Annotated in this window: 15 protein-coding genes; 10 read left to right on the forward strand and 5 right to left on the reverse strand. The window is 71.0% G+C overall.

Annotated elements, in window-relative coordinates:
- The first annotated feature begins 84 nt into the window (after positions 1-84).
- Genes ACWDR4_RS09035 through ACWDR4_RS09070 form a run of 8 tightly spaced genes read left to right on the forward strand, consistent with a single transcriptional unit; the run spans position 85 to position 9,157 of the window.
- Positions 85-1,680, forward strand: coding sequence for a peptide ABC transporter substrate-binding protein (locus ACWDR4_RS09035; protein WP_450405848.1), 1,596 nt, complete (start codon positions 85-87; stop codon positions 1,678-1,680).
- A 44-nt stretch (positions 1,681-1,724) separates the two neighbouring features.
- Positions 1,725-3,179, forward strand: a complete 1,455-nt coding sequence (locus ACWDR4_RS09040; protein WP_450405851.1) for a M14 family zinc carboxypeptidase — start codon at positions 1,725-1,727, stop codon at positions 3,177-3,179.
- Positions 3,176-4,099 carry an ABC transporter permease gene (locus ACWDR4_RS09045; RefSeq protein ID WP_450405854.1) on the forward strand — a complete coding sequence of 308 codons (924 nt, stop codon included), beginning with the start codon at positions 3,176-3,178 and terminating at the stop codon, positions 4,097-4,099. The genes ACWDR4_RS09040 and ACWDR4_RS09045 overlap by 4 nt, the downstream gene beginning before the upstream one ends.
- Positions 4,092-4,997, forward strand: coding sequence for an ABC transporter permease (locus tag ACWDR4_RS09050; protein WP_450405857.1), 906 nt, complete (start codon positions 4,092-4,094; stop codon positions 4,995-4,997). Before ACWDR4_RS09045 ends, ACWDR4_RS09050 begins: the two co-directional genes overlap by 8 nt.
- A 5-nt stretch (positions 4,998-5,002) precedes the next feature.
- On the forward strand, positions 5,003-6,034 hold the full coding sequence (locus ACWDR4_RS09055) for an ABC transporter ATP-binding protein (protein ID WP_450405859.1): 1,032 nt from the start codon (positions 5,003-5,005) through the stop codon (positions 6,032-6,034).
- Complete coding sequence (locus ACWDR4_RS09060; RefSeq protein ID WP_450405862.1) at positions 6,024-7,019, forward strand: ABC transporter ATP-binding protein; 996 nt, start codon at positions 6,024-6,026, stop codon at positions 7,017-7,019. The genes ACWDR4_RS09055 and ACWDR4_RS09060 overlap by 11 nt, the downstream gene beginning before the upstream one ends.
- Before the next feature lie 18 nt (positions 7,020-7,037).
- Positions 7,038-7,658, forward strand: coding sequence for an FMN-binding negative transcriptional regulator (locus tag ACWDR4_RS09065; RefSeq protein ID WP_450405865.1), 621 nt, complete (start codon positions 7,038-7,040; stop codon positions 7,656-7,658).
- Entirely contained in the window at positions 7,655-9,157 is a 1,503-nt protein-coding gene (locus tag ACWDR4_RS09070) for an amidohydrolase family protein (protein WP_450405868.1), read from the forward strand. The genes ACWDR4_RS09065 and ACWDR4_RS09070 overlap by 4 nt, the downstream gene beginning before the upstream one ends.
- 221 nt (positions 9,158-9,378) lie before the next feature.
- Here the strand turns inward: ACWDR4_RS09070 and ACWDR4_RS09075 are convergent, their stop codons facing one another.
- The gene (locus ACWDR4_RS09075) at positions 9,379-12,270 is read right to left on the reverse strand and encodes an alpha-L-rhamnosidase-related protein (protein WP_450405871.1); all 2,892 of its coding nucleotides are present in this window, start codon (positions 12,268-12,270) and stop codon (positions 9,379-9,381) included.
- A 319-nt stretch (positions 12,271-12,589) separates the two neighbouring features.
- Between ACWDR4_RS09075 and ACWDR4_RS09080 the strand changes: the two genes are divergently transcribed.
- On the forward strand, positions 12,590-14,461 hold the full coding sequence (locus ACWDR4_RS09080) for a glycoside hydrolase family 76 protein (protein WP_450405873.1): 1,872 nt from the start codon (positions 12,590-12,592) through the stop codon (positions 14,459-14,461).
- Between the two features lie 18 nt (positions 14,462-14,479).
- On the opposite strand, the gene ACWDR4_RS09085 is transcribed toward ACWDR4_RS09080, so the two are convergent.
- The 3 genes from ACWDR4_RS09085 to ACWDR4_RS09095 form a co-directional block, all read right to left on the reverse strand.
- Entirely contained in the window at positions 14,480-15,238 is a 759-nt protein-coding gene (locus ACWDR4_RS09085; protein WP_450405876.1) for an FG-GAP repeat domain-containing protein, read from the reverse strand.
- 292 nt (positions 15,239-15,530) lie between these two features.
- A complete protein-coding gene (locus tag ACWDR4_RS09090) occupies positions 15,531-16,934 on the reverse strand; it encodes an amidohydrolase family protein (protein WP_450405879.1) in 1,404 nt (467 codons plus the stop codon).
- 113 nt (positions 16,935-17,047) lie between these two features.
- Positions 17,048-17,857, reverse strand: a complete 810-nt coding sequence (locus tag ACWDR4_RS09095; RefSeq protein ID WP_450405881.1) for an Atu4866 domain-containing protein — start codon at positions 17,855-17,857, stop codon at positions 17,048-17,050.
- 304 nt (positions 17,858-18,161) lie between these two features.
- Between ACWDR4_RS09095 and ACWDR4_RS09100 the strand changes: the two genes are divergently transcribed.
- On the forward strand, positions 18,162-18,440 hold the full coding sequence (locus ACWDR4_RS09100; RefSeq protein ID WP_450405884.1) for an Atu4866 domain-containing protein: 279 nt from the start codon (positions 18,162-18,164) through the stop codon (positions 18,438-18,440).
- A gap of 206 nt (positions 18,441-18,646) precedes the next feature.
- Here the strand turns inward: ACWDR4_RS09100 and ACWDR4_RS09105 are convergent, their stop codons facing one another.
- Positions 18,647-19,900 (reverse strand): cytochrome P450, encoded by a 1,254-nt coding sequence (locus ACWDR4_RS09105; RefSeq protein ID WP_450405887.1) that lies wholly within the window; start codon positions 19,898-19,900, stop codon positions 18,647-18,649.
- Position 19,901: the final 1 nt, after the last annotated feature.

The raw sequence follows: 19,901 nt of genomic DNA on the forward strand, positions 1-19,901 counted from the left end.
TTACGCGCCCCGGGTGAGCACCTGGCCGCCCAGCCCCCATCCCGGGCCGGACCGTGGCGCGCCCTGCTCTCCCATGGAGTCGTCTTGCCCAGATCACCCATGTTCACAGCCACGGCGAGCCTATCGCTGACCCTCGCTCTCGCCCTCGCGGGCTGCTCCGGCGGCACCCAAAGCGGCAGCGGTTCGGCGAAGGCCGGCGGATTCTCGGTCGCCGTCGGTGAGCCCGACCATCTCACTCCGGGCCGCAGCACCGTCGGCTGGGACGAACTGCGCGTGCTCTTCGCCCCCCTGGTCACAGTCGATCAGCAGGGCAAGGTCAGTTACGTCCAGGCGGAGTCGGTGACCTCGACCGACGCCCGGCACTGGACCATCAAGCTCCGTTCGGGCTGGAAGTTCCACAACGGGGAGGCGGTGACAGCCCAGAGCTACGCCGACGCCTGGAACACGACCGCCTACGGCCCCAATGGCTGGGCCGCCAACGGCCAGCTGGCGGGCATCGACGGCTACGCGGCGCTGAACCCGGCCAAGGGCACACCGAAGACCAAGACCCTCTCCGGTGTGAAGGTCGTGGACGCCACGACGCTGAAAGTCACCCTCTCCAGTCCGGACAGCCAGTTCCCGCTCCAGCTCACCCCCAACCAGACCGGCTTCTACCCGATGCCGAAGGCGGCGTTCACGGACCCCGGCGCCTACGACAAGAAGCCGATCGGCAACGGCCCCTTCAAGATGACCTCCGCCTGGACGACCGACAAGGGCACCACCGTCAGCGGCTACGCCGCGTACCAGGGCACCAAGCCGAAGGCGTCCGCGATCACCTTCAAGAGCTACACCGATCTCAACACCGCGTACACCGACGTGCAGGCAGGCAACACCGACCTGGCCTACGTACCGGTCAGCAAGTACGGCCAGGCCGAAGCCGACTTCGGAGACCGGCTGTACACCTACGAGGCGCCGTCGCTGGAGTTCATGGGCCTGCCCCTGTACGACAAACGGTTCGAGGACGTCCGGCTGCGCAGGGCGCTGTCCATGGCCATCGACCGGTCCGCCGTCAACAAGGCCATCTACGGCGGCCTTTACACCCCGGCCACCTCCCTCACCCCGCCCTCGGAGGTCGGCGCGGAGACCGAGGTCTGCGATGCCTGCGCATACGACCCGGCCGCCGCGAAGAAGCTGCTCGCGGAGGCGGGCGGCTGGTCCGGAGAGCTGACGATCACGTACCCCGGAGGGCTCGGCCTCGACGAGCTCTACAAGGCCGTCGCCAACCAGATCAGGCAGAACCTGGGCATCAGCGACGTCAGGGCCGAACCCACCGCCGACTGGGCGGAGTTCAGCGAGAAGGTGATCGGCAAGAAGATCACCGGGCTGTCGCACGCCCACTGGGGCGCCCTGTACCCGAGCATGCAGAACACCCTGCGCGGCATCTTCACCGAGGCGGGCGGCTGTGTGTGCAGCAACTACAGCGACGGTGACGTCGACCAGCTGCTCCAGCAGGCCGACAGCGCGACCGGAGCCGCCTCGGCCCAGCGGCTCTACAACGACGCCCAGAAGCGGATCCTCCAGGACTCCCCGGTGATCCCGCTCTTCTACGGCAGCTACATCTACGCCTCCACCGACCGGGTGACCGGGGTGAGCGTGGGCCCGGCCGACGTCGATCTCAGCGGGATATCCGTCGTCGGCTGAGGCCGCACTGTACGCCCGTACCCCTCTGTCCGCACACTCCGGAGATGCGCACCCGTATGACAGCCGCGACGTCCGAGCAGACCGCCTCCTCCGCCTCCTCCGCCCTCTCCGACAGCTGGGTAGGGCACGCCGGGACCGTCCCCGAGACCCACGCCTACCCGGCCGTGGACGAACTGCTGTCCTCCTTCAGGGAGTTGGCCGACACCCATCCCGGCCTGGTGACCGAACGGCGGATCGGCACCTCCACCCTCGGTGAACCCCTGTACTGCTTCACCGTGCGCGACGGCCCCGCCGCCGCGGCCGACGACGGCGGGGGCGGATACGTCGTCGTCGGCGGGGTGCACCCCAACGAGCCGGTCGGCGCGGTGACCGCCCTGCACCTCGCCACCGCGCTGTGCGAGGACCCGGCACTGCGGGCGCACTTCGGCGGAGCCTGGCACATCGTGCCCTGCATCGACCCGGACGGGGCCCGGCTCAACGAGGGCTGGTTCGCCACCCCCGCCGACAAGCGGAACTACGGACGCCACTTCTACCGGCCGGCCGGCGACCAACAGGTCGAGTGGACCTTTCCGTTCGCCTACAAGAAGGCGTGGTTCGATCGCGTACTGCCCGAAACCCTGGCGCTGATGCGGCTGTTGGACGCCACCCGGCCGCGCTTTCTGACCACCCTGCACAACTGCGAGGCGGGCGGTGTCTATTACTACATGAACCGTCCGGCTCCCGAGCTGTACGGAGTCCTGGCCGAGATCCCGACCTCCCTCGGCATGCCGCTGGCGACCGGCGAACCCGAGGCCGCTCACGCCCCGGTCTACTCCCCTGCCGTCTACGGCTGCATCGACATGAAGGACGCGTACGACTATCTCGAAGGGCTCGGCGTCGACGCCGCCGCCAAGATCGCGGGCTCGTCGAGCGCCGCGTACGCCGAGCGCTACGGCACCTTCTACTTCGTCACCGAGGTCCCGCACTGGAGCCATCCGGACGCCGACGACAACACGCCCACCGAGGAGCGTCACGCCGACGTGGTCCGCAGCCGGGCGCGGGCACTGGGAGAGGCCGGGACGTTCCTCGGCGGCATCCTCCACGCGGCGAACCCGCACCTGACCATCGCGTCCCCTTTCCTGCGGGCGGTCCGCGACTTCGTACCGTCGCTGGCCGAACTCGCCACCATGGAGTCGGCCCGAGCCGACGGACTGCCCGACCGGGCCGCCACGGTGTCCGAACGCTTCGACTGCGAAGCCGGAGTGCACATCCTCCGTGTCCGCTTCGGGGGCATGCTGCTGCGCGCCCTGAACGCGGAAGTGGTCGCGGGCACCGCCACCCCCGAAGTGCGCAGGTGCCACCGGGAGCTGCTGGAGACGTACGAGACGTGGGAGCGCGAGGCCGGCCCGGCCACGGGCGAGCCGATCGCGATCTCGACGCTGGCCGGGATCCAGTACGGGGCACTGCTGGCCGCCGCGGACCACGCCCGCGCCCGTGACATCGCGGGGGACCCCGGATGACGTATCTGATACGCCGTCTGCTGGAGGCGCTGGTTGTCTTCTTCGGCATCAGCCTGGTCGTCTACGCGATGACGTACGTGCTGCCCGGCGACCCCGTCGCCGCGCTCGCGGGCGACCGGCCACTGGCGCCCAGCGTGGTGCGGGCGCTGCGCGAACAGCACCACCTCGACGAGCCGTTGCTGACCCAGTACGGCCACTACCTGGCCGGGCTGTTCCACGGCGACCTCGGCACCGACTTCAACGGGCGTCCCGTCGCCGAGCAGATGGCCGACCGATGGCCGGTCACCCTGCAACTGGCGCTCACCGCCTGGGGGATCGAGGCGGTCGTCGGCATCGGGCTCGGCGTGCTCGCCGGGCTGCGCCGGGGCACCTGGACGGACCGCACGGTCCTCGCCTTCACCATCGGTGCCACCTCGGTGCCTGTGTTCGTGCTCGCGTACACCGCACAGGTCGTCCTCGGTGTGAAGCTGGGGCTGTTCCCGGTCGCCGGGAACTCAGAGGGCTGGCCGACCAGTTATCTGCTGCCGGCGCTGTGCGTCGCGGCCTTCGGTCTTGCGTCGGTGTCCCGGCTGGTCCGGGCCGAGGTGATCGAGAACCTACGGGCCGACTACGCCCGCACCGCCGTCGCCAAGGGACTCAGCCGGCGCCGGGTGGTCGGGATCCATGTCCTGCGCAACTCCCTTGTCCCGGCCGTCACTTACCTCGCCATCGACCTCGGCTACCTGCTCGGCGGCACCGTGATCATCGAGGGCGTCTTCAACCTCCCCGGCATCGGCCAGCTGCTCTTCCAGGCCATCCGCACCCACGCCGGGCCGACGGTGGTCGGGGTGTCGACCGCCCTGATCCTGATCTTCCTGGCTGCGAGCGTCCTGGTCGACCTCCTCAACAGCCTCCTCGACCCGAGGATCCGCCATGACTGACACCGCTCTCTCCCCTGTGAAGCACGGGACTTCGCCCCAGGCTTCGCACCATGCCCCACAGGGCGCGTGGCACGAGCTGCGCCGCAGGCCGGTGTTCCTCCTCACCGGCGGCTGCGCACTGCTGCTCCTCCTGCTCGCCGCCGCGCCGGGGCTCTTCGCGGGCTGGTTCGGCCACGGCGACCCGACCGTCTGCGACCTCGGCCACAGCGCCGAAGGACCGGCCGCGGGCCACCCCTTCGGGTACGACGTCCAGGGCTGCGACCTGTACGCCAACGTCATCCACGGAGCCGGTGCCTCGCTCGGCGTCGGCCTGCTCGCCACTGGTTGCGGTCTGGCCGTCGCGCTGGTCCTGGGCTGCCTGGCCGGGATGGCCGGGCGCGTCGTGGACAGCGTGATCGCCCGGGTCACCGATGTCTTCCTCGGCTTCCCGTTCCTGCTCGGGGCGATCGTCGTACTCAACAGCGTCACCACCCGCGACGTACCGACGGTGGCCGGGGTACTGGCGCTGTTCGGCTGGCCGACCATGACCCGGGTGGTCCGGGCGTCTGTCCGCTCGGTGCGCGAGGCCGACTACGTGGTGATGGCCCGCAGCCTCGGCGCCGGCCAGTGGCACATCGTCGTCAGGCACGTCCTGCCCAACGCGCTCACGCCGGTCCTCGTCCTCGCCACGATCACCGTCGGCGGTGTGATCGTCGCCGAGTCCGCGTTGACCTTCCTGGGAGTCGGACTGCAACCTCCCTCCATTTCCTGGGGACTTCAGCTGGCCGGGGCCCAGAACTCCTTCCAGACCCACCCACACCTGCTCATCTTCCCCGGGCTGTTCCTGTGCTTCACCGTCTTCGTACTCATCACCTTCGGCGACACCGTCCGCGACGCCCTGGATCCGAGAGGCCGGTGACCACCATGGACGCGAACACCCTTGATCCGGCACCGCCGTTGGACGCCGTGCCACTCCTGGAAGTCGAGGACCTGACCGTCGACCTGCTGTCCCGGGGCGGCGCCGGGCGGGCCGCCCAACGCATCGTCCACGGAGTCTCGTTCACCCTCCGCAAGGAGGAGACCGTCGCGCTCATCGGCGAGTCCGGGTCCGGCAAGAGCATCTCCGCGATGGCCGTGATGGGCCTGCTCCCGGCCACCACCGCCCGCGTCGGCGGCAGCGCCCGCCACCGGGGCACGGACCTGCTGACGCTGCCCCCCGACCAGCTCCGTGCCCGGCGTGGCAAGCACATCGCGATGGTCTTCCAGGACGCCCTGTCCGCCCTCAACCCCACCTTCTCCGTGGGCTTCCAGATCGCCGAGACCATACGGGCCCACGAGAGGGTCGGCCGCCGCGAGGCCCGCGCCCGGGCCGTCGACCTGATGGCCCGGGTCCGCATCCCCGACCCGGCCCGCCGCTACCGCGACTACCCGCACCAGTTCTCCGGCGGTATGCGTCAGCGGATCATGATCGCGATGGCGGTGGCGCTCAGCCCCGACGTCCTCATCGCCGACGAACCCACGACCGCCCTGGACGTCACCGTGCAGGCGCAGATCATGGAACTCCTCGCCGAACTCCGCGAGGAGACCGGCTCCGCACTGCTGCTGATCACCCACGACCTGGGACTCGCCGCGGGCACCGCCGACAGGGTCGCCATCATGTACGCCGGGCGCATCGTGGAGCAGGCACCGGTCGAGGACCTCTACGACCGCCCCGCCCACCCCTACACCCGAGGGCTGCTCGCCGCCGTGCCCCGCCTCGACGGGGACACCGACGACCTCACCCCGATCCCGGGGAGCCCGCCAGGACCCGGCCCGCTGCCCTCCGGCTGCCCCTTCCACGTCCGCTGCCCCGGCGCCCGGGAGCGCTGCGCGACGGAATCGCCCACCCTGCTTCCGGCCTCGCCCGCACGGCTCGCGGCCTGCCACTATCCGCTGGAGGTCTCCGGTGCACGATGACGTCCCGCTGCTGGAGGTCCGCGGCCTCGTCAAGCACTACCCGGCCGGCGGGCTGTTGGCCGGCCGCAGGCACCGGGCCCCGGTCAAGGCTGTCGACGGCGTCGACCTGACCCTGCGCAGGGGCTCGACCCTCGGCCTCGTGGGGGAGTCCGGATGCGGCAAGTCGACCCTGGCCCGCCTCCTGATGGCCCTGGACCGCCCGACCTCCGGCACCGTGCGCGTCGAGGGCCGGAACCTGCTCGCGCTGCCGTCGGCCGAGCTGCGCCGCCGCAGGCGCGACATCCAGCTGGTCATGCAGGACCCGTACACCTCGCTCAATCCCCGGATGACGGCGCTGGAGATCGTCCGTGAACCGCTGGACATCCACCGCGACCTGATACCGAGGCAGGACCGGGCGTCCCGGGCCCGCGAGCTGCTGGAGATGGTCGGGCTCGACCCGGGGCACGCGAACCGGCACCCCCACCAGTTCTCCGGTGGGCAGCGCCAGCGCCTCGGCATCGCCCGGGCACTCGCGCTGCACCCGAAGATCCTGGTCTGCGACGAGCCGGTGTCGGCACTCGACGTGTCCGTGCAGGCGCAGGTCATCAACCTGCTCAAGGAGCTGCAACGGGAGTTCGGGCTGTCGTACGTCTTCATCGCGCACGACCTGGCCGTGGTCCGGCACGTCGCCGACGAGGTCGCCGTCATGTACCTGGGGCGGATCGTCGAGCACGGCGACCGCGAGACCGTCTACTCCCGCCCCGCGCATCCGTACACCCGGGCCCTGCTCTCGGCCGTACCCGATCCGGACCCGCGCCGTCGGGGCGCCACCGGCCGGATCGTGCTGCAGGGCGACCCTCCCAGCCCGACCCGGCCGCCCGCCGGGTGCGCCTTCCACACCCGCTGCTGGAAGAGCCAGGAGATCTGCGAAGGTCAACGGCCGGTGCCGGCCGAGCCGTTGACCGTCGGACGACGGCAGGTCGCCTGCCACTTCCCCGAGAACTGACAGGACGGATTGGCGCACATGTTGGAACAGGAGATCTTCCGGGTGAACGACCCTGGGTGGATCCGTGATCTCGCGAGGGCCCACCCCTGGGCAACCCTGATCAGTCACACTCCCGACCGCGGACTGGTCGTCTCCCATCTGCCGGTGCTGGTGGACGCCTCACGGCAGGACCCCACGCTGCTGAGCCACCTCGCCAGGACCGACGCGGAGAAGCACGAACTCGGCTCCCACGAGGTCGTTGTCGTGCTCCAGGGGCCGCACGGCTATATCTCGCCGAGCTGGTATGAGGAGACACCCCACGTCCCGACCTGGAACTTCATGGTCCTGCACATCCATGGGCGTCCCGAGGTTCTCGACCCGGCGGACACCTACGACGTGCTGTCCTCCACCGTCGACCACTTCGAGGACCGGTTTCCCGAACCGTGGCGGCTGGCCCTGGTGGAGACCTACGCCCAGCGGATCGCCGCCGGGGTCACCGGATTCCGGTTGCCCGCCACGCGAGTGACGGCCAAGGCGAAACTCAGCCAGGACGAGCGCGAGGAGGTCGTCCTCCGCCTTGCCAGGGCCCTCGAATCCGGCCGGCCGTACGCCGGTCCCGAACTCGCCCGCGCCATGCGCGACATCCGGAGGAAGCCGTGACCCACACGAACACCGCCACCGCCGAGCCGCTCACCCTGCGCCGGGTCCACCTCGGCGCGGGCGGACCGCTGAGCGATGTTCATATCGAAAGCGGTCTCGTCTCGACCGTCTTCCCGGCGGGCGAAGCACCGCGCGCCGACGGGCAAAGCCTCGACCTCGACGGCCGCACCCTGCTGCCCGGGCTGTGGGACTCGCACGTCCACATGGTCCAGTGGGCGGGGCTGCGCCGCCGGCTCGATGTGTCCGGCGCCGGTTCGGCGCGGGAGACCGCGGACGCGGTCGGCAGGCGGGCAGCCGCGCTGCCACCCGGTGAGCCGGTGATCGGCCATGGCTTCCGCGACGGACTGTGGCCGGACGTGCCCCACAAGGACCTCCTTGACGCCCTTGTCCCGGACCGTCCCGCCCTGTTGATCAGCACGGATCTGCACTCCGCCTGGCTCAACTCGGCCGGACTCGCCCTGGTGGAGCTCGGCGACCACCCCACCGGCCTGCTGCGCGAGGACGAGTGCATGCGGGCCATGGCCGAACTCCCCACCGCCTCGGTGGAGTTGACGGACCAATGGGTACAGGAAGCCTGCGTCGCCGCCGCCGCGCGCGGAATCACCGGCATCGTCGACTTCGAGTTCGCCGACAACATCGCGGACTGGACCCGCCGCATGAACGGCGTGTCAGTGCCACTCCGGGTGGCAGCCGCCGTCTGGCCCCCACATCTGGAGGCGGCGATCAGCCGAGGGCTCCGCACCGGCCAGACCCTGGAGAGCCCCGGCGGGCTGCTGGAAGTCGGGCCGTTCAAGCTGTTCACCGACGGCTCGCTCAACACCCGTACCGCGCTGTGCCACGAGGCGTACCCGGGCGCTGCCCCCGGTGCCCCCGGCTCCCACGGACTGGAGAACCTGCCCCCGTCGGAGCTGGTGTCCCTGCTGCGCCGCGCCTCCTCGCACGGGATCGAACCGGCCGTCCACGCGATCGGGGACCGCGCCAACGAGATGGCCCTCGACGCCTTCGAGGCGGTGCGCTGCCACGGCCGGATCGAGCACGGCCAGTTGCTCGCCCGCAAGGACATCCCGCGCTTCGCCGAACTGGGCGTCACCGTGAGCGTCCAGCCCACCCACGCGGTGGACGACCGGGATGTCGCCGACCGGCACTGGGCGGGCCGGACCGACCGGGCGTACGCCTTCGCCGACCTGCTCGCCGCCGGGGCCGTCCTGAAGCTGGGCTCCGACGCTCCGGTCGCGCCGCTCGACCCCTGGCTGACCATGACGTCCGCCGTGACCCGGACCGGCGACGAGCGCCCGCCATGGCACCCGGAGCAGCGGATACCGGTGGCGGACGCCCTCGCCGGTTCGTCCCAGGGGCAGCGGCTGATCCGGGTCGGCGACCGGGCGGACCTGGTGGTGACCGACGCCGACCCGCTCACCGTCGACGCCCGGACACTGCGCGAGATGCCGGTGCACGCCACCCTGCTCGCCGGCACCTGGACCCACGGCCCGTCGCTCTGACACGCGACGCGGTGTGGTGACCCGCGGCTTGACCGGGTTGCGGCGGGCAGCTTGCTCGCCCCGGTGGGACAACACCGGCCAGGCATCCGGAGCGGCGTGGTCGGCTCTGCTGCCGACCGCCGACGAGTGTCTCCGGGAACTGCGTCCGCAGCTCACCGGAGACAGACTCGGCGCCTCGCGCGATCAGGCGGGGGACCTCACTGTCCCCCGCCTGGCGTTCCTCAGGAGGTGAGGTAGCAGGTCTTGCTCACGCCGGGCAGCGGATCGCTGCCGAACGCCGCCGTCGTACAGCCGGTGCCGCCGGTGAACGTCTTGTAGACGAAGGCGCCCCGTGCACCGTAGGCGACGGTCTGCTGACCGGTGAAGGCGCACGTCCCGGTCTCGTCCGAGCAGTTCGTGGCATAGCCGACCGGGCCGCCACCGGCCGTGTAGCAGGCCTTCGACTCACCGGGGATCGGATCGCCGAACGTGCCGTCGGTGCACAGGGTGTCGCCGGTGGCCGTCCTCGTCGTGAACGCTCCGAAGGCGCCGTACATCACCGGCTGTCCCGCCGCGGCCGGGCAAGTGCCGTTCTGGGACGCGCACTTGGTCCAGCCGCCGGCCGGGGGGCCGTCGGGCGGCAGGTAGCAGGACTTGGCGACGCCGTCGATGGGATCGCCGAAGTGGGCGTTGGTGCAGGCGACGGAGCCGTTGGTGACCTGGTGGGCGAAGTTGCCGTTGGCGCCGTAGGCGACGTCACGGTTGTAGCCGGGCACGGCGCAGGTGCCGCCCTCGGCGCCGCAGACGGTGTATCCGGGCGGGCCGCCCGCGTCGGCGACGTAGCAGGACTTGAGGAGGTTCGCCGCCGGGTCGCCGCCGAAGGAGGCGTTGGTGCAGGGGGTGCTGCCGCTCGCCGTCTTGTACGTGTACGTGCCCGCCCCGTAGGCCACCGCGCGGGTGCCGCTGAAGGTGCACGTGCCGGCCTCGCCCGCGCACCGGGTGAAGCCCGCCCGCAGCGCACCGGTACCCGGCTCGGCGGGCGGCGGAGGATTGCCCAGCCCGGTGGCGTTCACGGTGTAGCTGCCCGGGGCGACGCCCGTCAGGTAGACGTAGGTGTCGTCCTGGCTCGCGCCGGTGATGCCCGAGGTCGGCGTGAAAGTCCCGTTGCTCCAGACGACGTTGCCGTTCACGGACACCGAGACGTCGGAGCCGCCGAACTTCGGGACGCCGATACGGCCGTTGGTGCCGGCCGGGCTGGTGAGGTGCGCCGAGTAGGTTCCGGCGGCGGGGACGCGGGACCAGGATGCGTTGATCGCGCCCTGCGGCATGGTGATGCGGCCCTCGGCGCTGGTCAGGTCGCCGGGGTGCGGGACGAAGCGGTACGCGCCGGTCGCCGACTCGGGCGTGGTGCCGAGCACGTCGAAGGTGAGCGTGGAGGTGGGCGCGGAGGACCAGCCGTGGGCCAGGCTCATGAACGAACCGCCGTAGGCGAGGCCGCCGTCGGCCCTGATGCCCTCCCAGAAGGTGCTCCTGGTGCCGATGTCGCTGTTCAGCATGTGGCCCCAGGTACGGCGGATCTGCGCCAGGGCGGTGTGGTCGTCGTTGGCGGCGAAGTGGGCGTTCAGCTCCATTCCGCCGGCGAACGGCGAGACGTTGCCGCCCCATTCGGGGGTGATGGGACCGTAGATGCCCCACCGGGTGGCGAGTTGGCCGACGATGCCGCGCGACTTCGCGGCGGAGTCGGTGAGCCCGTACCAGACCGCGAGCGAGTTGCCGTCCTGCGGGTACAGACCGCTGGTCGGGTTGTCCTTGTACAGGCCCTTCGAGGCGTCCCACAGACGGGAGTTGGCCGCTGCCTTGACGGCGGCGGCCTTGGCGGCCCAGTTCGCGGCGAGCGCACTGTCGCCCTTGACCTGGGCCAGGGTGACGCCGTTCCTCAGCGCGGCGTACAGCAGCGCGTTGGCGGAGATGTTCTCACCACCCTGACCGACCCGGGCCCAGTCCTGGGTGCGGGTCACATTGAGCAGGCCGTTGCCGTCGATCTTGTTGATGATGAAGGTCATCCCACGCGTGTAGTTGGCCCATTCGGAGTCCAACCACGCCCGGTCGCCGGTGTAGTTGTAGTACGTGGCCGTGCCCAGCAGGGTCCAGGTGTGGTAGGTGTCCGAGCCCGTGAGGTTGAACGGCGGGCCCGACCAGGGGATTTCGCCCTCCGCCGACTGCACGTCGTACATCGTGCTCAGCGCGTTGCGGGTCGAGGTGAGGTCGTTCGAGTACGCGTACTGGGTGGGTACGGCGATGCCCAGGTCGCCGGGCCACACCGTACGGTCGCGCTTGGCCCCGTCGACCAGGACGGAGTCGCCCACGCCGACGGTCGCCCCGTTGTCCCACTCCGTGGCCGGCGGGGGCCAGGCGCGGCCCTCGTCGGAGGCGATCGTGTTGAGCTGCACGGTGTACGCCCCGGCGTACCAGATGCGGTTGAGCAGGTCGTCGCTGGAGTGGAAGTAGTTGGCGTAGTCGGCCGGGTTGGCCTTGCCCGGATCAGCGGTGAACGCGAGGCTGACGCCGGTGAGATCCACCCAGCCCGAGGTGTCGAGGAAGACGGTGAGGTAGCGGAAGCCGCCGCGCTGTCTCGCGGTGGGCATCGTGTAGGTGCCGTTGGCAGCGGCCGTGGCGTAGAGGGCCCCGTCCTCGCCGTCGCGACCGCTGCTGCGGTCGCTGTTGTTGCCCACGTACAGGGACGACTCGCTGAAGGCCAGGCCTACGCGTTGGCCGCCGCTGGTGGCGCCGAAGGACAACGTTGCCACTCCGCCGACTTCCTTGCCGAAGTCGAGCGTGACGGCCGACTGCGAGCCGGAGAGCCGCGTCGGCTGTCCGCTGAGGACGTTCTGCGGGTTCGCGACGCTGCCGGACGTCCGGTGGATGGCGGTCGGCTTGAGGGTGCGGGAGGTCGGCGAGTAGTTCAGGGCGTCAAGTGCCGCCTCGCTGACGCCCGTTGGGGTCACCGGAGCCGCCGGGGCCTCCGCGGAGGCGGACGGGGTGGGACCTGCGGCCAGCACGGCCGCCGCGACCATGGCGAGGCTGAGCAAGTGGTACCGGCCTGGCGATCTGCTCAGTGGGGAACGACGGCGCATGGGAACCTCCCGGAACGGGTGCGGGAACACGGAGACGCTGGGTATGAAACGATTCAAATCTGTGATGCACGAGGCCCAGGAACCGATCGAGTGGCTGGATACACGAGGAGCCTCGCCGAAGTGCCACCGATGATGGGCGCCCGAAAACGGGGTGTCAACCCGTCACGGCCACCGTGAACGACCCTTGAAATGACGCCCGTTGGAGCCATTGACAGGGTCCCAACAAGCCGGTTCACTGCCTCGGAGACAGGTATGGACCAGTGCGTGATCCCCGCCCGGTCCACCGGCATCCCCCACCATGGAATCGAGGCGAGCGCCGATGTCTTCACGCGATTCCGACATCGTTGTCAGAACGCGATCGCGACTCCTCGGCCTGCTGCTGACGGCCGCTCTCGCGGGTGCGGCGCTGGTCGTCCCGGCCGCGGCACCCGCCTCCGCCGCCACCCCGGTGTGCGTACTGGCCTGCGACACACTGGACCCCTCACAGGCCCGGCAGGAGAGCTTTCCGGTGCCGGCCAGGAACCTCAACGGCCGTCGGCTCGAACTGCATGTCTCCGACGCGGACGACATGGCGTGGGCGAGCATCGACAACGGCGTGCCCGGCGACTCGGTGTGGCTGGACCGCTCCTGGGACGGCGGCGCGACCTGGGAAGGGCTGCTGGGCAGGGCGAGCGTCCCCGGTACCTGGACCGGTACCAGGACGCTGATGTACAACATCACCGATCCCCGCGACCACCGACGCGGACTGGTCCGGGCCTGCGGCGACGCGAGCGGGGTCGGCTGCACGGCGTGGGCCTACCCCACTGTCTGCGACACGCTCTGCGACGGCACGAGCGCCGCCCAAGCTGCCGGTGACGACCAGCCGGTGCCGTCAACGACCCTCTACGGCCGCACGATCCGGCTGCATGTCGACCAGCGGAACTCCATGGCCTGGGCGAGCATCGACACCGGTGGCGCGGGTGACGAGATCTGGCTGGACCGCTCCTGGGACGGCGGCGCGACCTGGCCGGACGGCTCCTCGCTCGGCCGCACCAGCACCGCGTCCGGCGCCACCGGCACCCGTACCGCCATGTACGCGACCCGCGACCCGCGCGGCCTCCTGTACGGGGGCGCGGTCCGCGCCTGTGGCCGGGAGGCGAGTCACAACGAGGGCAGCTGCACGGCGTGGGTCAGGCCCGCGCCGACCAGGGCGCGCGCCGCGGCGGACGCGCTGATGACCTCGTACGACCCCTACAACGGCTGGTGGCCCGGCAGTTGGTGGAACTCCGCCGCCACCCTCACCTCCCTCATCGACTTCGCGAGGACCACCGGCAGGCACGACTACGACTGGATCGTGGCGCGCACCTTCGAGCAGAACAAGGGCGTCTTCCCCGCCGGTGTGCGCAGTTCGGACGCGATCGAGGGTCACTTCATCAGCCGTTCCATCGACGACTCGGGCTGGTGGGCCATCGCCTGGCTCGACGCGTACGACTACACGGGCGACGCCCGCTACCTCGACGAGGCCGTGACCATCGCCAACTACGTCCAGCAGTACTGGGATTCAAGCTCCTGCGGCGGTGGTGTGTGGTGGGACCGGGAGCGGACGTACAAGAACGCGGTGACGAACGGGCAGTATCTGTGGCTGACCGCGGCGCTGCACCAGCGCATCCCGGGCGACACCGTGTGGCTCCAGCGGGCGAAGTCGGCCGCCGCCTGGTACAAGGCCAGCGGGATGATCAACTCCTCGGGTCTGGTGAACGACGGGCTGACCTCGGCCTGCGCCAACAACGGCTCCACTGTGTGGAGTTACAACCAGGGACTGGCCATCGGCGGCTTCACCGAACTGTGGCGGGCGACCGGGGACAGTTCACTGCTGACCCTCGCACGGACCCTGGCCGACGCCGCGATCAGCAACCCGGCACTGACCCGGGACGGAGTCCTCACCGAGTCCTGCGATCTCGGCTCGGCGTCCTGCGACGACAACCAGAAGCAGTTCAAGGGCATCTTCATGCGGCACTTCGCCGACCTCGCGAAGGTCACCGGGGCCGGCACCTACCAGGCCTACGTCCAGAAACAGGCGGACACGCTGTGGGCGCGGGACCGCAGCTCCCTCAACGCCCTCGGGCAGCGCTGGGCCGGCACGACCCCCAACCAGACCGACTGGCGTACACAGGCGAGCGCGCTCGGAGCGCTCACCGCTGCCGCGGGCTGAGGACCGGTCCGGCGGAGTTCAGCCCTTGTTGCCGGTCTCTCCGCACTCCGGGTAGAACGTGTTCAGGCCCGAGTCGGGCATGTTGCTCGGGGTGTTGTCATCGGTCTGCTCCGCGTAGACCCGGTATCTGCTCGTGTCGGCGGTCGCGTCGGCGAGTCCCGTGTCCGCGTCGCCGAGGCGTGCCTCCGTCTGGTAGACCCCGTCCCCGGCGTAGCTGAACACCGCGAGGTCGGGGCGGGGGTCGTGATCGTAGTCGCCCACGGCGATGCCACGTGTCTCGCCGAGGTCGAGATCCCGGGTGCGCTGTCCCTGTCCGGAGGCCGAGAAGGGGCCCGTGACCAGGTCGTCCACGGTCGGCTCGATCGCGTCGTCTCCCTGTATTCGCCCGGTGGCCACGACGACCAGGTCGCTCCACCCGTCGCCGTCGAAGTCGGCCACCGCGGCCAGCACGTCCTTCTCGTCGCTGCCGGAGCGGCCGACCAGCTCCCGCACGCCGACCGGGGTGCCGTAGCCCGCCTCCTCGCCGAACGCGACGGTCAGTCGGGCACCGGTGCGGGAGGGGTCGGAGACGCGGTCGGTGCGGCCGTCGGCGTCGATGTCCGCCAGCAGATCTCCCGACGGCGTCACGCACGAGGGGACCGAGGGGCTGCCCGTGGGATGGGAAGGTGCCCCTTCGACGGCCTCGCCGCAGGCGCCGACCAGGACCGCGGCCGTCGCCAGACCGGCCGCCCGCCTGAACAGCTGTGCACGCCCGCTCGGACGGCTCATTGTTCGCATGACGGTGACAACCACCTTTCAGTCAGCGGGAGATGACCGCCGACGCTCCGAGCGCGGACGGCGACAGCACCGCCGGGAACAGCCGAGCCTACTGACCCGAACCAGGTGCCGGTCGAGGGCCCCGCACCGCATCGGACCTTCCGTCGTCCTCCTGGAAGTGCCGCCGGGATGCGGTAGGTGCCCCCGGCCGTGGAGGGACGGCCAGGGGACGAGGGGTGGAGGGACGGCAGGGGATGAGGGCGGGAACTGACCGGTGGGCGGGGGCTGTTCAGGCGGCCCGGCCAGGCTGCGCTCAGGCAGCCGGGGTGTTCAGCACGTACTCGCGCGAGGCGTGTACCTCGTCGCGCAGGGCGGCGAGGTCTACGTCGAGTACCTGGCCGTTCCACTTGCGGGGCTCGCCGTCGATGAGGACGGCGCTGATGTTGCGGGCGTCGGAGCCCAGCACGATCGTGCCGATCGGGTCGTTGAGGGGCATGTTGTTGAGGTCCTCGGCCCGGACGACCAGCAGGTCGGCCTTCTTGCCCGGGGTGAGTGAGCCGGTGATGGCTGCCAGGCCGTTCGTTCGGGCGCCCTGGAGGGTGGCGAAGTCGAGGACGTCGTACGTGGTGATGCGCGAGGGCTGCCGGTCGGTGCCGTAGGCGGCGTTGACCGCGCGCATCCGCTGGATGGCGTGCAGGGCCCGCATCTGGGTGAACATGTCGCTGGCCAGGGCGACTTCGACGTCGATGCTCAGTCCGGGGCGGATGCCGACGGCGAGGGCCTCGTCGACGGCGGGGATCGCGGTCTCCAGGCCGATCTGCGCGTCGGAGGTCGGGGCGAGGGCGACCGTGGTGCCGGTCTCCCCCATCGCCTTCCATGCCTCGGGGGTCAGTCCGGTGGAGTGGATGAGGGTGACGTCGGGGCCGAGGACGCCGTCCTTGGCCCAGCGCAGCACCGCCTCGGAGCCGGACGCGCCGAAGACGGCGTCCACGCTCACTCCGATGCCCAACTCCTTGGCGGCGCGGGCGAGTTCGGGGCCGTACGCGAGTGCCGGTCCGGCGATCTCGTCGGTGGCCAGGGTCGCCAGGCGCAGCGTGAGCAACTGGTCGTCGCTGCTGAAGTACCGGTCCTTGAGGCGGGCCAGGTCGCCGGGCCACTGCCGGTCCCACGCGCCGAAGTGCGGGCCCATGGAGGCGTGCACGCCCCGGATGCCGGTGTCGCGCAGAGCCTCGATGGCGGCGTCGGAGTGCTCGCTCGTGCGGGAGTTGTGGGAGAAGTCGAGCATCGTCGTGATGCCGCTGTCGATCGCGGTCAGGGCGGCCAGTCTGGTGCCGGTGTACATGTCCTGGGGCCGGTAGACGGTGGCGTAGCCGGCGAGGGTGGCCATGACGTAGCCGCCGAGGTCGTCGACGTCCGGCATGATCCGGCGCAACTGGGCCTCCCAGGCGTGCCGGTGGGTGTCGACGAAGCCGGGGGTGAGGACCGTACCGGTGGCGTCGACGACCACGGCGTCGCCCGCGTCGAGGTCGCGGCCGACGGCGGTGATGGTGTCGCCCTCGACGAGGACGTCACCGTCGTCGATGACGCCGAGATCGGGGTCCATGGTGACGACGGTCGCGCCGGTGAACAGGATGCGCCGCCGGTCGGCGGGGCGGCGCCGAAGCTCTTCGAGGACGGCGGCGCTGGTGGTGTCGTTGACGTTGGCGTTGGCATTCATGAGAGGTCTTCTTTCGGTTTTCGGTACGGCGGAGGCGGAGAGGGCCGCCGGAAGTGGAGGGGAGATGCGGAGGGGTGATGGGGAGGGGTGATGGGGAGGGGTGATGGGGAGGGTCAGCCGAGCTTCATGACGTAGCCCGCGTGGTGCAGTTCGTCGTCCTGGAACGCTCCGTAGGCCCAGAAGCCGAGGTCGTCCAGGTAGTCGATACGGTCGCCGTCGATCCAGTAGCGGCCCTGGTAGGCGTGCGGGCGCCCGCCCCGGGTCTCGTCGTAGCGGCCGTCGGCGGTGAGTTCCTGGTGCAGGAAGTCGTTCCGGTCGATCCAGACGCCGACACGCGGGCTGCCGGTCAGGTCGGCGGCGGCCGGGATGCCGGTCTCGGGGGCGGTGGCGCGGCCGGGGACGTCGGTACCGGCCCACAGGACCGGCCGGCCGGCCGCGACGAGGGCGCGGATCTGCTCCGGCCGGGTGAAGAGGGCGGCCACGGCGCTGGGCACGTCGGCGGCGAGTTCGTCGGGCAGCACCAGGAAGTCGGGGATGTTGCCCGGGGTCAGCGTCGCGACGTACTCCGAGCGGTGGCCACGGCCGCCGGTCAGCGCCACGGTGTCCACGACGGCGGGGGCGATGGTCAGGCCGGTGCAGTCGACGACGATGGCGTTGTCGTCCCCGGCCGCGGTGATGATGCCGGGGCCGACGCCCACGACCAGGGAGCCGACGAACAGCAGGTCGGCGCCGATCATGGTCCCGATCAGCGGGTCCGTGGTCAGGATGCGGGCGTTGGTGAACAGGACGGGCCGCCCCTCGTCGTTCGAGAGGATCTCGGCGAGGGCCTCGGGGTTCCAGCGCACGGCGCCGGTGCCCGAGTCAATGTCGGCACCTGTGCCCGAGTCGGTGATGGTGCCGGAGATGGCGTCGGTGACGGTCATTGCGTGCTCCTCGGTGGAGTCGCCTCGTCGGTGTCCCCGCTGCGCGAAGTGAGCGCCGGTACAGGTCCGAGGCGAGTGATTCGGCAGCTGGTGCGGCTGCTCGACCACCAGATTCGTCGCGCGGCGGGATCGGAACCAGGTCGCGGTTTCCCCAGGTGTCGCGCACCCAGGATGCGGCCGGCCGCGTACGACGGAGGGTGCCCGGGGAGGTCGCTGGCGATGGTGGGTGCGCGGCACCCAGGAAGCGCCCGCCTGGGGAGACGGCGGCCTGGTTGCCGCCGGGCGCCGGGGCGATCGTAGAGCGATGACCAGCAACGACACGCCCCGCGCCCCGCACCCGTACGTCGGGATGTGGGTGACCGCCGACGGGTTCATCCATCAGGAACTGCTGCCGGACGGCCGCTACGACGAGGCCCGCGGCAACCGCCGCAGCGCCTACACCGGCAGCTACACCGTCACCGGCGACCACATCGACTACGTCGACGACACCGGCTTCACCGCCACGGGCGATGTCCGTGACGGTGTTCTCTTCCATGAGCACCTGGTGCTCTACCGCGAGGGCGCCGAGCCCGCCCGGCGGTGAGCGGCGGGGCCTCGGTCGGGGCCAGGGCCGCAGTCACGGCCAGGGCCGCGGTCAAGACCGGGGCGCCGCAGTCGGGGCCGGGGGGTCGCGCGGTCGGGGCCGCAGCGCTGCCGTCGGGGCCAGGTCGCGGCCTCGGCCAAGGCCGTAGCGCCGCCGTCGGGCCGGGCAACCCATCGATACCGATGGGTTGTTCATGCGCTCCGGCGTCAGGGCCCCGCCACAACCGGCCCCGTCCCCGCCGCCACCGGGGTGAAGGCGACGTCCAGGCGGGTGAGTCCGCGGAAGTTGAGGCTGCGCTGCCACTTCGGGGGCTCGGTGCCGTCGAACCGGAGGTCCGGGAGGCGGTTGAGGAGGGCGTCCAGGACGATCTCGCCTTCCATGCGGGCCAGCGCCGCCCCGAGGCAGAAGTGCGGGCCGTGTCCGAAGGACATGTGCCGGCCGCCGGAACTGGAGGACCGCCCGAAGTCCAGCGCGTGGGGGTCGGGGAAGACGGCCGGGTCCCGGTTGGCGGCGCCGCACACCAACAGGACCGTCTGCCCCTCCTCGATGGCGCGGCCCGCGAGGTCCAGGTCGTGCCGGGCCCGGCGCAGCATCAGCTGTACCGGGGCGTCGTAGCGCAGGAGTTCCTCGACCGCGGCGGGCATCAGCTCGGGCTTGCCGCGCAGTTGGTCGGCGGCGTCCGGGTCGCGGAGCAGGGCGAGGGTGGCGTTGCCGATGAAGTGGGTGGTGGTCTCGTGGCCGGCGATCAGCAACAGGGCGCAGTTGGCGAGGAGTTCGTCGAGGTCCTGGTCGGTGTTGCCGGCCTGCGCGTTCACCATCGCGCGCAGGGAGTGGGGGGTCGGCGTGGCGTCCTGGCGGGTGAGGAGCTCCCGCAGGTACGTGAGCATGTGCTCCATGCTCTGCGAGGCCTCGCGGTTGCGGTCCGCGTCGAGCCGGGAGTTGCCGATGGCCTCGGCGACCGGCTCGGACCAGGCGGCGACGGCGGGGCGGTCCTCCTCCGGTACGTCGAGGAGGTCGCAGATGATGGTCAGGGGAAGGGGCTTGGCCAGGTCCGCGACGATGTCCATGCGGCCGGTCGGCGCCGCGGCGCTGATGATCCGGTCGACGGCCTCGACGATCCGGGCGCGGAGTGCCGCCACCGCACGCGCGGTGAACGCCTTGCCGATCAGGGCCCGGAGCCGGGCGTGGTCGGGGGCGTCGTTGTAGAGCATCTGTCTGCTCAGGATCCGGGCCAGCGGCCGTAGTTCCTCGGGGACGGCCTCGATGTCGGGGTAGCGCACCGATGACAGGCCGGGCGCGTTCGCGGCGCTGCTGACCACGGCGTGCCCGGTCGCGATCCAGGCGCCCGTGCGGCGGTCCCAGAACAGGTCGTCGGCGTTGCGGAGTTCTTCGTAGAAGTCGTAGAGACGCTCTTGGACTTTGGGCCGAAACGCCGACAGAAGTGAGGAAGGGGTGCTCATC

This window comes from Streptomyces sp. NPDC000878 (assembly GCF_053599695.1).